This is a genomic window from Bdellovibrio sp. GT3 (assembly GCF_037996765.1).
In the GTDB taxonomy this organism is placed as follows: Bacteria; Bdellovibrionota; Bdellovibrionia; order Bdellovibrionales; family Bdellovibrionaceae; genus Bdellovibrio.
Map to the genome: position 1 here is coordinate 648145 of NZ_JBBNAD010000004.1, position 15250 is coordinate 663394.

11 protein-coding genes are annotated in these 15250 nt (G+C 46.9%); 6 read left to right on the top strand and 5 right to left on the bottom strand.

Annotated elements, in window-relative coordinates; all coding sequences use genetic code 11:
- Nucleotides 1-32: 32 nt before the first annotated feature.
- From AAAA73_RS04700 to cysS, 6 genes are all read left to right on the top strand, one after another.
- Complete coding sequence (locus AAAA73_RS04700) at nt 33-1280, top strand: hypothetical protein (RefSeq protein WP_340597022.1); 1248 nt, start codon at nt 33-35, stop codon at nt 1278-1280.
- A 110-nt stretch (nt 1281-1390) separates the two neighbouring features.
- Nucleotides 1391-1798, top strand: coding sequence for a hypothetical protein (locus tag AAAA73_RS04705; RefSeq protein WP_340597023.1), 408 nt, complete (start codon nt 1391-1393; stop codon nt 1796-1798).
- Nucleotides 1799-1866: 68 nt separating this feature from the next.
- Complete coding sequence (locus AAAA73_RS04710; protein ID WP_340597024.1) at nt 1867-3978, top strand: S8 family serine peptidase; 2112 nt, start codon at nt 1867-1869, stop codon at nt 3976-3978.
- A 190-nt stretch (nt 3979-4168) separates the two neighbouring features.
- Nucleotides 4169-4663: a CarD family transcriptional regulator gene (locus tag AAAA73_RS04715; RefSeq protein ID WP_340597025.1), complete on the top strand. Its 495-nt coding sequence runs from the start codon at nt 4169-4171 to the stop codon at nt 4661-4663.
- 78 nt (nt 4664-4741) lie between these two features.
- Complete coding sequence (gene gltX / locus AAAA73_RS04720) at nt 4742-6229, top strand: glutamate--tRNA ligase (RefSeq protein ID WP_340597026.1); 1488 nt, start codon at nt 4742-4744, stop codon at nt 6227-6229.
- A 12-nt stretch (nt 6230-6241) separates the two neighbouring features.
- Entirely contained in the window at nt 6242-7693 is a 1452-nt protein-coding gene (cysS, locus tag AAAA73_RS04725) for a cysteine--tRNA ligase (protein ID WP_340597027.1), read from the top strand.
- Between the two features lie 266 nt (nt 7694-7959).
- Here the strand turns inward: cysS and AAAA73_RS04730 are convergent, their stop codons facing one another.
- The 5 genes from AAAA73_RS04730 to AAAA73_RS04750 all read right to left on the bottom strand — a co-directional run bounded on the left by AAAA73_RS04730 (nt 7960) and on the right by AAAA73_RS04750 (nt 15209).
- Nucleotides 7960-9744 (bottom strand): ArnT family glycosyltransferase, encoded by a 1785-nt coding sequence (locus AAAA73_RS04730; RefSeq protein WP_340597028.1) that lies wholly within the window; start codon nt 9742-9744, stop codon nt 7960-7962.
- Nucleotides 9745-9931: 187 nt separating this feature from the next.
- Nucleotides 9932-11275: a hypothetical protein gene (locus AAAA73_RS04735; protein WP_340597029.1), complete on the bottom strand. Its 1344-nt coding sequence runs from the start codon at nt 11273-11275 to the stop codon at nt 9932-9934.
- Between the two features lie 404 nt (nt 11276-11679).
- The gene (locus tag AAAA73_RS04740) at nt 11680-12084 is read right to left on the bottom strand and encodes a hypothetical protein (protein WP_340597030.1); all 405 of its coding nucleotides are present in this window, start codon (nt 12082-12084) and stop codon (nt 11680-11682) included.
- Between the two features lie 40 nt (nt 12085-12124).
- Nucleotides 12125-12511, bottom strand: coding sequence for a hypothetical protein (locus AAAA73_RS04745; protein WP_340597031.1), 387 nt, complete (start codon nt 12509-12511; stop codon nt 12125-12127).
- A 397-nt stretch (nt 12512-12908) separates the two neighbouring features.
- Nucleotides 12909-15209 carry a penicillin acylase family protein gene (locus tag AAAA73_RS04750; RefSeq protein WP_340597032.1) on the bottom strand — a complete coding sequence of 767 codons (2301 nt, stop codon included), beginning with the start codon at nt 15207-15209 and terminating at the stop codon, nt 12909-12911.
- Nucleotides 15210-15250: the final 41 nt, after the last annotated feature.

Here is a 15250-nt window from a genome sequence, read left to right on the forward strand (position 1 = left end):
AAGTTTAGAGGCGTGATAGTGAATCACCCCTTATGCATCATGATTTACACAACGTTGACGACGGATTAAGCAATCCGCATGTGCCGCTATTTCCCTCGGTGGCAGATGATCAAAAAATACGCAAAGACTTGTTTTCTGCTTCATCAGAGCTGATCAGGAAAATTCGCAGACTTGAAAAAGATCATGCTGATTTTTTGCTTTGTGATCAAACCATGTATCAGGACTGGCATGCACTGACTTTCCGTGAAGAGCTTCAAGAGTTGGAAATGCTGGAAAAGCGTCATCGTATTTTGACGACTTTTGAAGTTCATTTGAATCATGTGGCTGCAACCTCCAAGGTTTCCCGGCACCAGGCCTATAATATGCTGAAAGAGGAAGAGGGGCAGTACCAAGCCGGCGATGATGTCTGGAAGTTTGTCATCGACAACCTTCGCAAGAGTCGTTTCCATGCGGCAACTCTGGATTCAGGATTGTCCTCTGAAAGTCGGAAACCGCTTGAAAGTGCTGCGGTGGATTTTGCAGAAGTCTTTTTCAAGGACGACTCTTTACTGAGCGGGCTTAAGCGCCGGGCTCGGTCGGTGTATCACTATCTGAATGATATCGATGATGGAAAGATGGTTCAGCATATGGAGGTGCCTCTGGCTGGATACCGTCTTTTCAGGGAGAGTCTGCAGATTGCCATGAAGTGTGGTGATTGGCGTCTTTTGGGGCGCGTCTGGAAAACCGCCAACCCAGCCTATCAACAAAGATATCTCCGTAACATGCCTCTGCATCTGAAAAAGTTCATGCAAAGAATCATCGCAGAAAACGAACGCGAAGAGGCCCTTGAAGACCAGCAGACTCAAGGTTCAGGGGAGCTGCGTGATACGTATCAGAAGTTAATGCGCATCTTGCATCCAGATAAACAGACGGGTGAAACTTTTGAGCGTCAGCAATGGGCTTCAGTTAAATGGCAGCGGGTTCAAGATGTGTTTGCTGAACAAAATCTGGAATCGCTGAAGCGGATCGAGTTGGTCTGTCGGGCGGAGTTGGGGCAGTTGAATGACCTGACCGTGGATGAGATTCATCAAAGTACGGCTTTACTGGAAGAGGAGTTTGAAGATCTTAAGAAAAGCTTCAGCGCCTGTCGTCAGCACCCGGCCTGGAAGTTTTCAAGCCGTCGCGGTTATGAAAATCTGAAAGAGCAGGCGCTGGCTGATTTGGAAAAGCGTCTTGAGCCGTTGCGGGAGGAGGTTTTGAAACTTGAGGAGGCTCTGCAAAGTTTTGCCGCAGCGAAATAGCGCTGTGTTAAAATATAATTTTTGCCGCTTGCCTTGGGAAACATATTTACCCTATCCTTTTGTTAGAGCTGTTTGGATTTCGGCTTCTAGTACACAAGGACGTGTTCAAAATGAATAAGTGTTTCATCAGCATGATGGCTGCTTCTATTCTTATATCTTCGGCGGCATTAGCTGCTGTTCCTCAATATAAAGTTAACATGCGCGTGGGTCTTAAAGGATCTTCTCCTATTTCAATCAACACAGTGACCAAGTCCGGAAAAAAAGCTTACATCAGCGAGTTTTCTGACGACGGACAAAGCGAAACGATCGTCGAAGTGATGGCTCGCAAGTCCAAGCAAAACAGCAAGGCTGGTTTGTATATGGATGTGACTGTGACGAAGCGCGTTCGTGGGCAGAAAAAGATCTCTGAGCGCACACAGGTTTTCGCTCCTGATAATCAAGAAGCTGAGTTCGGAATGAACTCAAAAGGTCGGATGACAGGGAATCTTTCTCTAGCCGTCATGGCGCATCAACTTTAATAAATACAGTTAAGTTCTTTACACCTGAGAGTTCATCATGATGGAATTTTTCCGCAGAGGGGGAATTTATGCAAAGATGGACTCATCTTATGGTTACGTCAGCACTTGTGGCTTCGGTTGCAAGTCCAGTCTACGCAGGGAGCTTGTTGCGTTTTAATTCAGGAACAGTAAATCCTGGAATGGAAGCTCAAGCAGTGGCATTGGTTCAAGACCAATCGGTCAGCGACTATATCGTTCAGTTTTCAAATAAAATTACTGCCAAGGATCGCGCAGCCCTAAAAGCTCGCTTTGAAGTGTTCGGCTATTTCCCGGATGATGCTTTGGTTGTGCGCGGATCGTTTGCGGATTTGAATTCTTTCCGTCAAACTCACCCGGGTGTTTATGCGGTCATCAAGTATCACGCTCAATATAAAATCAGCAGTGATATCATGCCTGTAAGCGTATTTAATAAAGATCAATCTCAAAGTGTTTTGATTCAGCTTTTCAAAGCAGCAGACGCCAAGTCCGTTGTTTCAGCGCTGAAAAAAATGAAAGCAGAACTTCAAGTTGTTAACGGTAAGTCTATCGTTGCCTTGGTTTCTCGCGCACAAATCTACAACATCGCAAATTTGACGGGTGTTGAGCACGTGCAAAGCACGCCAGTGATCACGACAATGGATTTCCCATTGGATCAACAAATGAATATGGCGACAAAAGGTGCTGGTGATTATTCAGACATCACTGGTAACGAAACTGGAACTCAAGTTATGAAATTCGATTCTGCATGGAACTTGGGTTTGACCGGTCGTGGTCAAACTGTCTCCATGGCGGATACGGGTTTGGATTCTGGTGACATCAACCAAATCGCTTCTGACTTTTCCGGTGCGGTAAAATCAGGTTATGCCTTCGGTTTGTGGTCCAGAACTTGGGAAGATCCAATGGGTCACGGAACTCACGTTGCGGGTTCTATCATGTCTCGCGGGACAGCTTCAGGCGGTCGCCTTAAAGGTGGCGCATACGATGCAATGATGGTTGCAGAGGGTATGTGGTCCAAGATGCTTAATGGTTTAGGTGTTCCTTCCAAGCTTGCGGATTTGTTTGATAAAGCAAACAACGATGGTGCTCGTGTTCACTCCAACTCATGGGGTGCAGTGAAGAACTTCGGTGCTTACGACGGTATGGCCGTGCAAGTGGATGAGTGGATGTCCAACAATCCAGACATGCTTGTGATCTTCGCGGCTGGTAACAGCGGTGTGGATATGAACAAAGACGGTCGTATCGACGGTGGTTCTATCGGAACTCCAGGCACAGCGAAAAACGTTTTGACTGTGGGCGCTTCCAAAAACAGAACTAAAACCGGTGGTATCCAGGTTCCAGTCAGCAAGCTTCGTGCAGCGGCTGAAGTTTGGTCTGCAGAGCCGATTTTCTCTTCCATGATGTCGGACCGTGAAGACGGTATCGCGATGTTCTCTTCCCGTGGTCCAACTTTGGATGGCCGTGTGAAGCCTGAAATCGTGGCTCCAGGCACAAACATTCTTTCCAACCGTTCTCACATCAAAGACGCATCTCCTCTATGGGGCGCTTACAATGATGATTACGCTTGGTCTGGTGGTACATCCATGGCGACTCCGCTGACAGCGGGTGCAGTGGCGATCGCTCGTCAAATGTTGGTTGAAAAATGGGGCGTGCAAAATCCATCAGCAGCTGTGATGAAAGCAATGATCATGCACTCTGCGGATGATATGTACCCAGGTCAGTTCGGTGAGGTGGGCGCAGCTCGTGGTCAGGAAATCCTGACTCGCAGACCAAACTCTGATGAGGGTTACGGTCGTGTGAACATGGATAACATGGTTCAAATGATGAAAAACACTTTCGTTGTGGATGACCGTGATGGTTTGGCGACAAATCAATCCGAAGACTACACTTTCAAACTTTCTGGTTCCGGCAAATTATATGCGAACTTGGTTTGGACTGATGCAGCTGGTTCCGCCAATGCTTCCAAAGCATTGGTAAATGACTTGGACTTGGTTTTGACGGGTCCAAATGGAGCAGTTTCCATGAACGATCACATCAACAATGCTGAGATGATTGAAATGACTTTACCGGCCGGCGACTACAAGCTGACGGTTAAGGGTGCGAACGTTCCTGCCGGTAAAAACGGTGGTCGTCAGCCTTACGCTCTTGTTTTTAGCGTGAAGTAGATCTGTTTATAGTTTGAACGATATTTGATTAAGTATTTGAAATCATTTATCAAAAGCCCCGTTTTTGACGGGGCTTTTTTCGTTTAAAAAGCACTGAAATCTTTTCCAATGCGCTGCTCAGATTTGATAACTCGTGTCAAATTTGATAGAACTACCACGGTTATAAGTGGCTATAAGTGGAGGTTTCCTGATGCTCACGTTCAATATCGGCGATAATGCAGTTTATCCTGGCTACGGCGTAGTTAAAGTGGTCGCGATCGAGACGAAAGAGATGCTTGGAACTAAAATCTCGTTCTACAACATGCAGTTGGTAGATACGGGCCTAAAAATCATGATCCCAACTACAAACGTTAAATCAGCGGGTCTTCGTCCCATCATCTCCAAAGATGAAGCTGCTCGTGTTGTAGGCATTTTGAAAGAAAAAGACGTTAAAATCGACAATCAAACATGGAATCGCCGTTACCGCGAATACATGGAAAAGATCAAAACGGGTTCTGTGTTCGAAATCGCTGAAGTTTTGCGCGACTTGTTCCTTTTGAAAGCAGATAAAGAGCTTTCTTTCGGTGAACGCAAGATGCTTGATGCTGCACGTTCTTTGCTTTTGAAAGAGCTTACATTGGCGACATCTGAAGCTGAGCTTTTCAACGAAGAAGAAGTGAAAGCGATCTTCGGTATCACTGGTTAATTCTGGACGATTCTAAAAATTCATATTAGGTTTAAGGCTCGGAATTTCCGGGCCTTTTTTCATTTTTGGAGCCGATTCATGTCCTCACAGATTTCCAATCCTGTTCGCGTTCGTTTTGCACCTTCTCCGACGGGTTACTTGCACGTTGGTGGCGCGAGAACTGCCTTGTACAATTATCTATTCGCCAAGAAAAACGGCGGTGAATTCATTCTGCGTATTGAAGACACGGATGAGGCTCGTTCCACTCAGGAATCTTTGCGTGGCGTGGTCGACGATTTGGTCTGGTTGAATCTTTTGTGGGCAGAGGGCGTAGATCCTGTGACTTTGAAAGATCAAGGTCCCAATGGTCCTTATAAGCAAAGCGAACGCATGCACATTTACAAGCAAATCGCTGAACAACTTCTGGCCGAGGGCAAAGCTTATTACTGCTTCCTGACGGATGCGGAAATTGAAGTGCAACGTGAAGCTCAAATGAAAGCAGGCGGGCAGCCACACATTCAGTCTCCTTACGCTGATTGGACTTTGGATCAAGCTAAAGCCAAAATGGCAGAGGGCGGAACTCCACCGGTGGTGCGTTTTAAAACCAAACATCTTAAAAAAGACTACATCTTTAACGACATCGTTCGCGGTGAAGTGAAGTTCCCATCTGACATGGTGGGTGACTTCGTTCTTCTGCGTGGCGGTGGTATGCCGGTTTATAACTTCTGCTGTGTGGTGGATGATCATTTGATGAAAATGTCCCACGTCTTCCGTGCGGAAGAACATCTGCCAAACACTCTTCGTCAGTTGATGATTTACGAAGCGATGGGATGGAAGGCGCCTCAATTTGGCCATATGGCTTTGATCTTGGATGAAGACCGTCAAAAGCTTTCCAAACGTAAAGGTGCTGTGGCTTGCGGTCAGCTAAAAGACGAAGGCTACCTGGCTTCTGCAGTGTTGAACTTTATCGCACTTCTTGGTTGGTCACATCCTGAAGGTAAGGAGATCATGTCGGTCGACGATATGGTTGCTGCATTTGATATCTCTCGTTTAAATCAATCGGGCGCGATCTTTGACCGCGTGAAATTCAAGTGGATGAATGCGCAGCACTTGCGTGCTTTGCCAAATGCAGAGTTGTGGAAAGCGATTCAGCCGTTCCTGGCTCGCGAAAATATGCAATTGCCTTCGGATCCGGTATGGCAGGACAAGTCTTTGAATTTGTTTAAGCCTTATATGGAAGTATTGGCCGATGCGATCACTTTGTATCGTCCGTTGAACGACAACTCGTACGTGATTCAGCCAGACGCTGAAGAAGTGATGAAGCTTGAAACGACGAAAGCCGTGCTGACTGCATGGAAAGAATTGGTTCAAGCCCACGGCTCTGAATACATGAGCGAAGAAGAGTTCCTGAAAATCCAGGACGAAGTAAAAAATAAAACCGGCGCTAAAGGTAAAAACCTGTTCCAACCCATCCGCGTGGCGGTCATCGGACAACCACACGGTGCTGAACTAAAAATCCTGGTGCCACTGATGAAAAAGCAATCCCTAGTAGCCCGCGCCGAAAAAGCCCTGGCAACTTTGGCGTAAAGGTCGAAAGCAATGTCTTTGAAGATTTACAACTCTCAGTCACGACAATCCGAAGAGTTTGTTCCCTATGATCCGAAGCACGTAAAGATGTATGTGTGCGGACCGACGGTCTACAATTTTCTGCATGTGGGTAACTTCCGTGGGCCGGTTGTGTTTAATATGGTTCGTAATTGGTTGGAGTACTTGGGTTACAAAGTAACCTATGCGCTGAACTTCACAGACGTAGATGATAAAATCATCAATAAAGCCAATGAACTGGGCATGAAACCAGTTGAAGTTTCTGAGAAGTATATCGCTGAATACAAGAAAGACTTCGCAAGCTTGGGGCTGCGTGCGCATGATATGAACCCTAAGGTGACAGAGCACATGGAAGACATCCTTTCCATGGTCGGCACACTGATCGACAAAAAAGTGGCCTACGAAGCGCAAGGCGACGTGCTTTACTCGATCGAAACCTTCAAAGACTATGGCAAACTTTCTGGTCGTCATACAGATGAGCTTCTGGCGGGAGCCCGCGTGGAAGTGGACGAGAAAAAACGTTCACCGATGGACTTCGCTTTATGGAAGTCTGCAAAACCAGGCGAGATTTCCTGGCCGTCTCCGTGGGGGCCGGGACGCCCTGGCTGGCATATTGAGTGCTCAGCGATGATCAAGAACATCTTCGGTGATCAGATCGACATTCATGGCGGCGGTATGGATTTGATTTTCCCGCATCATGAAAATGAGATCGCGCAATCTGAAGGCTGCACTGGCAAACACTTCGTAAAATACTGGATGCACAATAACATGCTGAACTTTGGTGGTCAGAAGATGTCAAAATCTTTGGGCAACATAGTTTCTTTGCGTGATTTCGTGGCGATGTATAATGCTGAGATCTACAAGTGGATGATTCAATCCGTGCACTATCGCACGATGAGTGAGTTCGGTGATGCGGCGGTGGAGCGTGCTATTTCTGGCTTGGCCCGTGTGTATTCGGCAATGGCCATGGCAGAAAGCTATCTGACGCCCGAAGTGACAGCAGTGGATGCGGGCTTTGCTAAAATCACGGACGAAGCTTGGAAAAAAGTAGAGTCGGCGATGAATGATGACTTTGGAACGCCTGAAGTATTTGCGTCGATGTTCGAAGTGGTTCGCCAGTTCAACAGCCAAGTTCGTCGCGGCATGAAGGCCAATCCTGCGATCCAAGGCAAGGCCTTGGTGTTCAGTCAGTTTATCAAAAAAATGGGCTCGATGCTGGCGATGTTCCAAGAGCCGGCTCATGATTTCCTGATTAAGCTGGATGACATGTTATTGGATAAAGCCGGTATCAAACGCGCTGATGTCGATGCGGTTGTTGCTGAGCGCGGGCAAGCTCGAGTGAATAAAGACTTTGCTAAGTCAGATGAACTTCGTAACAAGCTTGTGGCGATGAACATTTCTGTGAGCGATACGCCAGAAGGTTCCTTCTGGGAAGTCACAAAATAGAAAATCGAAAACTGGCCCCCGAGAGTGTGGCGGCCAGTATCCCAAACTTTCATAAACCCAAAGGACTTCAATTATTTACGACACGGCCATCCGGGCCTCACTGCGCGAACTTACCGCTTCGTGCGGGCGCAGAGGTCGTAAATAATTGAAGTCCTTTGGGTTTAAGAAAGAAGTAGAATTAGTTCGCCACACTCTCGGGGCCAGTTTCTAAACATTACATAACTTAATGCAGAACCGATGTCGGTTCCGCACGGCAGCAAGGGTGGTTAAGAGCTTTTGCTTTCGATTGCAGTCGGAGTTTCAAATATTCTTACGACTGCCTTTATACGTTCGATGATGAAGACGATGCCGAGGCTGCTCCACATCAGAATGACTCCGTCAAAAGGAGCGCGGAAACGATTTTCTGATTTAAAAATGTAAACGGTGAAAAAGATCGTCAGCATAAGTAAGGCGCTGACCTCGGCGTAGTTATTGCGACGGCGGGCAAAGGCCAGGGCGCCCAGCAATGCCAATGGCAACAATCCCCATTCAAATACCGGTGCCCAAATGTCGTACATGAATCCAACCTTGGATCCCGAGATGGGCCAAGTGCTGTTGCCATAGAATAAGTAGTTAATAAAACGCAGACTCTCGACCATCACCCAAGGATTTTCACGAACACATTCGGCGCCAGCCTTCCAAAAGTAGGCTTGATCGGTGAAGGGGCGATCCCATTTTTTGAAAGCAGTTTCATTTAAAGTGACGAAGAGAGGTGACATCCACGAAGAGCCCGAGGAGTCGGCGTTGTTCTTCCAAGGGCATTTTCCCTCGACAAAATTCAATGCGCCGGCAGTGGGGCCCCATTGCATTTGGTTGTAGGCGATTTTGGTAAATGCCAGATGGGGAGTCATGACCAAAAGGCAGCCCAATGCCATCATCGAGACTTTCAAAACGGCGTTTTTAAATTGAGCACGTTCACGATACAACAGCCATAAGCTGAATGCCGGAATGAAGAACGCATGGTTGCCCTTGAAATAGAACGACACCATCATCAAAATTCCCACGATGAAGTAGTCGCGCATACGCGAAGACTCCAAGGCCTTCATAATCCACCACAGTGTGGCCATTATTAAAAAGCTATAAGGGGATTCTGCCATATAGCGCGCGGTGAATCCGATTTGCGGGACGTCCAGTGCGACAAACAGCAAGGTCAGAAATGCGGCAGCTTTACCAAAGTTTTTCAGCACCAATAGATAAGCCAGCAGCACTGTGCCCATGGAAACAAAGATGCTGACCCATTTGTGCAATTCCCAATCTCCTGCAAGTCTTAATAGCAGACCGTAGACAGTGTATCCGATAGGTTGAAATGTCTGGCCTGCATCGAAGGATCCACGAAGCATTTGTATCCCGCGATGAAAGTAGGCCGCCATGTCCGAGAATAGAAACATCTCTGGTGGCATGGCGATTTGTGTGGTCCAAAAGCGCAGGAGAAAGGCCAGGATAAAAATGCTGATCACCGGGATCTTCCAGCGATCACTATCAACGGGAAGCTTTGCCCACAACATTCCGGCCAAGGCGAGACAAAGGATGATCATACCGAAAACTAAAGGGGGCGCACTCCAGTCTTTATCCAGATAAAAACCAAAGCTTCCGCCAAAGGAGTCACCGGTCAAATTCCAGGTTGTGGTTTTGCCAAGGACATTCGTGCTTGAATAAAGCGGCAGGCCGCGTTCGTTATTACAGCGGATATCGGGTGAAGTGGGGAGTTTCCAACTAACGCTGTCAGTGGAGAGGCTGTTAATGCAGCTCAAAGTTCTAAGTCGAAGGTGTTTTAAGTTTAAAAAATCCGGCAAGTAAGAGGCACTGGTTTTAAACTTTATCCAGAAAAGTCCCCCCTCGTCGGGATTGTAGTCTTTCATAATCAATGAAGTCGGAGCGTTGTACTCGGTCACCAGATTGGGACGGACAACTTCAATGTTTTCCATTTTCGGTGTCAGCAATTGAAACCAGTTCAGGCACAAAACTCCAATAAATAGACTGAACCAAAACAGACGCGTTCTTGCAATTTCCATGTCCCTGCATTTATTCAATGTCATGAATGGCTGCAAGTTACTAACCAGTCATTTTTGACTGGGTTCAAAATGTTGGGATCAGTCCTCAAACACGGACCATACTGCGAAGGCCTTGCGAACTCTCGGGGGGCAGCATTGGCTTAAGCTGGTAATGGTCCGTTCTTTTAATTGGTCACGGGGTTGGTAGCTAGTTATAGTTGCGTTTCAAACCAAACTTGTAACTGAACGTTAGGTTGAACTGTTTGCCACCGAAAGCCATCGTGGTCGCTTTTGTACCTGACTTATATTTCGGTGTGACCTCGCCATACTCAACACCGACAGTCAGATTTTTTACACCCAACAGATTCCTGCATGCAGAGCCCAGCGTCCAACCTTTTAGGCCTCTCACGTTGCCAGAAGTGAACTCGCCGTCGTTCGACTCTGAATCAAAAACGTGTTGGTTGTAGTAGAAGTCCCAAGTGCATGTGTCAGTTTCCAAACCTCGGTAGGCGATTTCCGCACCCGTCGCATTTGAGTTCACAAGTTTGGTATGAGTACCATCACCGTTACCTTCTGGGTTTCGTACGAATTGTGATCTAAATACGCGAACCTCCGCCTGGCCCTTGCTGGATGTGAACATGTAACCCAGGTAAGTTGTCAGATCATCTTGCACGCGCTTTTGATTAGGATAGCTGCCGGTGTCGCCACGAGCGCCTGTCACACCAATATAAAGGTCATGATTTTTCAAGTAGGGAGAGCTTTTAGCATAAACTTTGCGAAGTGCATTTGTGATTCGCATTTCCATCGTACCAGCTGCTGATGGATATGAGTTTGCACGGGAGTCAAATGGAGTGACATTAGATTCACCTTTGATACCGTCGCCATCAATCACCGAGAAGGACGCAAGGAGTACCCGGTCTAACTCTTCCTTCAGTTCATAATTAACCTGAATACCTTGATCGTAGCGGACCTGAATTCCGTAAGGTGCCGTCATATAATAGCGACTTGGTTTTCCTTCCAAGGGTGATAGTCCACTGGCTGCAAAGCTTCCAGCTAGGATTGTTACATCCTGGGATTTGCTAATATCGATATTTGCACCAATTGCACCCAAGAACCAAGGGCGATCAACATAGCCGTCAGCGCGCATGCGATTGGCATTGTGAAAGTTCCGGCGATCCTTCTCGTTATAGTCAAGTACTTGATTTTTAGGGATTGCACTGACTGTGATAAAGATCTGTTTGATTCGCGAGTTGGCAAAGTTCTTGGAAACCTTTGCATCACCTTGAATGACGGTATCTCCAACTGACGTTTCATTGCCGCCGTGTTTGCGAAGATCATTATTTAGTACTGCTGCAACCTGTCCGGTAACTGTTGCGGCAACGCAAACGCCTTTCGCTAAAACCCCACCTGCAAGATAGCATTCCAAGTCTTCGTTGGTGCTGTGGGGAGCTTGATTATAATATGATGAACTCTGTGCTTGGCCCACCGAGCCTGCAAGCAGCAACGTACCCATCATTATTGTTCTTAAGTGATTACCTTTTGTGTTCGTCATGTTTTCTCCTTGTTTACATGACGAACTTTGGTTTCAAGTTGTGTACCAAATGCACCCAAAGCAAATTATCAACAGCATGAACAGCAAGAAGGGTGTTTTTGAATTCATTGTTGAAAAATGTAGGTTCAATTGATGAATATGAATTCGACAAATTTTGCAAAGAGCGCCTGAATTACGATGGAACGTTTGGGCTTGTTCGGTGAAAAAAGAGTCATCGACTCGGAAAAGAAAAAATCATCCTCCTGGTTTTCCACCATATCGTCCAGTGCTTTCCCATGCTGGGAGATTCTATCCGTTAGCGGAGTGATGTAGTTGCATTGGGTAGAAAATAGAAAAGGGAGCCGCTTGGCTCCCTTTTCTTTCGCGGCACATCCCAAAAAGGGAACCCTGTTACCTAGATCAAGCTAACAACAATCGCCTTGCCCGCGGCACTCGATTTCCTGACCAGTTCGTTCGTCTACCAAGAAGATTCGGTAGTTATCAACCGTATTACGTAAATCCAAATGCAGTTTGCCTGGGACTGAATAGTAGCCAAAACCTTTTGCTTTACCAAGGCCACCCCAGTTGCGTTCAGCTTCCTGAGTTTTAACCATAATGGCAGAACTGTTTCCTTGAACAACAGTCACTTCGCCAAGCTCCATGGAGGCATTAACTATTTGGCCTTGTCTGTAGGAGGAGTGATACTTAAACACCTCATTTTGAGTGTAGATAGCGATGTCTTTGCCGCAAACCAATGATGGTGAAGTTCCAGCCAGGGCATTTGCGGCAATCAGGGAAAAAACAGCCGTTTTAAGAAAGAGAACTTTCATGGAATTTTCCTTTGTTTAATTTGTTCGTTCTTCTATTTTACTATTTGCACGTGTATCTAGCCCAAACGCCCGTAGTATAGGTTTGGTCCAACGCCACAGTTGAATTTGGGTGAATGTCCGCGAAACCTTGATTGGTGGAGAACCACTGAACATTGTTAAATGCTTGGCATCCTTGGTTGGCTTTGCTGTACGTGAAATCTGCACCGTAGTGACCATCACTGCCCATCCACTTCACTGCACCAATACATGTGCCAGTTGCGCCGGCACCCTTGATGGCGATCTGGTTGCCGTTGAATTGAACCAGGATCTCGGAATCCGCTTGTACCGCGTTTCCAGCGTTTTTCAGGCTGCAGACATAATATGGTTTTGCCGCGAAGGCTGTAGAACTAAGACCCAACATTAAAAGTGCACAGAATACTTGTTTCATCGAAGACTCCTATGTGTTTTAGGTTCATTTGCTATTAATAACTTCAAATGCAATATACCCTCGGAAATTGACCAAAAAAAGATAGATGTTCTTAATTAGTATACGGTTTGTTCATAATAGGTGTACGAATGTCTGATTTTTATACGGCAGCCGTAGTCAGCTATAGGCGATTTGCCCGGTCATGACGTAAGCATCAATAGGAGTGAATGGGCGGATGGAGCGAATTCCCAGAATCGCAAGATCGTACGGGATTGGGCGGGTTTTACTAGCTCCCGGTTAGCCCCAGTCGGGGCGGGGAGTGCAACATAATGACTTATTATCGGTGTTCTTTTTAAGGAAAGCCCACTGTTAGCTCTGTTGGTTGCTTAGAAATTTGCGTTTGTATGTCTTGGACCTATTATTCCAAAATCAATTCGTGGGATTTATCCTTTTCGATTTCGGCTGAGTCCATGAGTTGTGGGCGGTGTTTTCCGGTTACGAACATTTCAATTTGATTGGCGTAAAAGGGCGAAAGCATGTGGCCCGAAATTCCGATGGGGTTGATGCCCCAGCTGTGCTTTGCGTTTGCGAAATCAATCACTCGGCGAGTAGAGGCTCCGGCTGTAACCTTGAAGTCACCACCCAGGGCGCGCGCTTTGTTGTTGGTGATTTCGTTATAAGCTCCGCCCATGGGGAAGGGGCCTAAGTTGAAGATAGCACTTAAGGGTTTCTCGCGACCCAAGGGGTGGATGTATTCAATCGTATGGATTTTGCCCCACATCGGTGGCTCTGACCACTTCGCGAATGTATTGCGAAGTCCTTGCGTGAAGACCTGTTCTGGTTTCACCAGCTCCCACCAAGGAGAATTCGGGTTTTGAGTCACACGCTCAAAAAACATCCAGGAGTGGGGCGTGCCAAGATAAGCTTCGCGCTGGTCTTCCAGTGGAGCCAGCATTAGTAGCAAACTCTCATTCACCCACGTATAATAAAGACTGGCTTCCTGCGAGTTGGCGTCTGAATTCAAATTCCAGTTTTTTAGCTTTTCAATCCAAGGAGCAAACTTGTTTTGCTCTTCGGCCGTCAATTTAAGGAAGCCTGTCATTTTTTCGATCAAATTTCTATTGGCCAGATTCAGGTTCTTCACCTGCAATGCGCGCATTTCTTCGCTGTTCCATTTTTCCTTTTTGGCAAGTTCCGTGAGCAGAGTGTTTTGACGGTCCGCACTTTGCCAGTCGCCGCGAATTTCAGAATCAATATTTGCCGGGCGAGTGTTGGCGGTGACGATCACGCCCGATGCTGGATTCACGGAATGAGGTTTTTCCTCCCACGAAAGTACGCGCTTGTATTCATCGTTAAGGCTGGTTCCATCCAAAATCAATTCTGAATTGGGATTTCCCTTCACGGCGACTTCACCGAACATCCACCACGCAATGTTTTCGGCGTCCGCGTACATGACATTTAAACCGGGAGCTGTTCCGGGTTTTAGCGCGTTTTCAAACGTCTTCATGTCCTTGGCTTCGCCCATGATATAAAGAGCCTGCAAAGGGTCGTTGTCCACGTTGTGAAAAGCCCACTTCAAAGAAATATCTGATTCAATCACATGATTCATCAATGGACCGTGAGGGGTCTCGATGATCTCAATCGTCAGGGGATCTTGCTTTTTAATTTTGATGACTTCAGTGCGTGTCGCATATTCCTGCGGCTTATGGTTATAAAGTAAAGTCTTGTTGGTGCGATCAATGCTTTCGCGGTACAGATCCATGTCATCCGTTTGCGACATGGTGAATCCCCAGGCGTGTTGAGGTGTGTGTCCTAAAATCGCGAATGGCACTAGCGGCAGATAGTGTCCGTAGATTTCAAAATCCGGGGTGTGAATGTGGGCTTCGAACCAAACCGATGGATGAGAAAAGGCGATGTGTGGATCGTTGGCAAAAATACTTTTGCCGCTGGCTGAACGTTGCGGGGCCAAGAGCCACGCATTACTGCTGTCAAAAAGAGTGGCGAAGGACGCGTTGTCGGCCACTTCCCAAAGGGGGCTCAAGTCGACATCGCCGGCAAGTCTTAGCGGAGTTTTAAGCTGATCATTGCGAAGTTCCTGAAACTGTTTATGCGGAAGTTTTTTAGCGAGTGCCGTCATCATGGGATCGGTTTTAAGTGCGATACCAAAGCTATAGGCGATTTGACCGGTCATAACGTAAGCATCAATCGGCGTGAAGGGGCGGATCGTGCGAATTCCCAGGATGGCCAGATCATAAGGGATCGGGCGGGTGGAGGCGTACTGGTTCGCGCCGTCACAGAAGGCTTCCATCAGTTTCCACATTTCCGGATCCAGGGTGCCGTCCTTGCGTTTTTTCTCGATCACGCTGGCAGCAGTTTGTTTAAGTCCCAGGCTGCGATATAGCAGGTCGGATTTTAGGGTTTTTTCGCCGACCACTTCGGAAAGTTCACCTTGGGTTTGTCTGCGTCCCATTTCCATTTGAAACAGACGCTCGCTGGCCATCACATATCCCAAAGCTTTAAAGGCATCAGTTTTGTTTTGGGCGTAAATATGAGGGATGCCAAAGGAATCGCGCTGAATTTTTACGGGAGCCGAGAGATTTTCAAGATCGATTTTTCCATCCAATGGTGCCAGTGACTGACGCATGTAAATGTAAGTGCCAGATAGAATTAAAAGCAGAACTAGAACCAGATAACGCAGGGATTTTTTCAGCAGTTTCATAGGTTCCCACTGTCACAAAGACCAGAAGCTGAGGCAAGTCA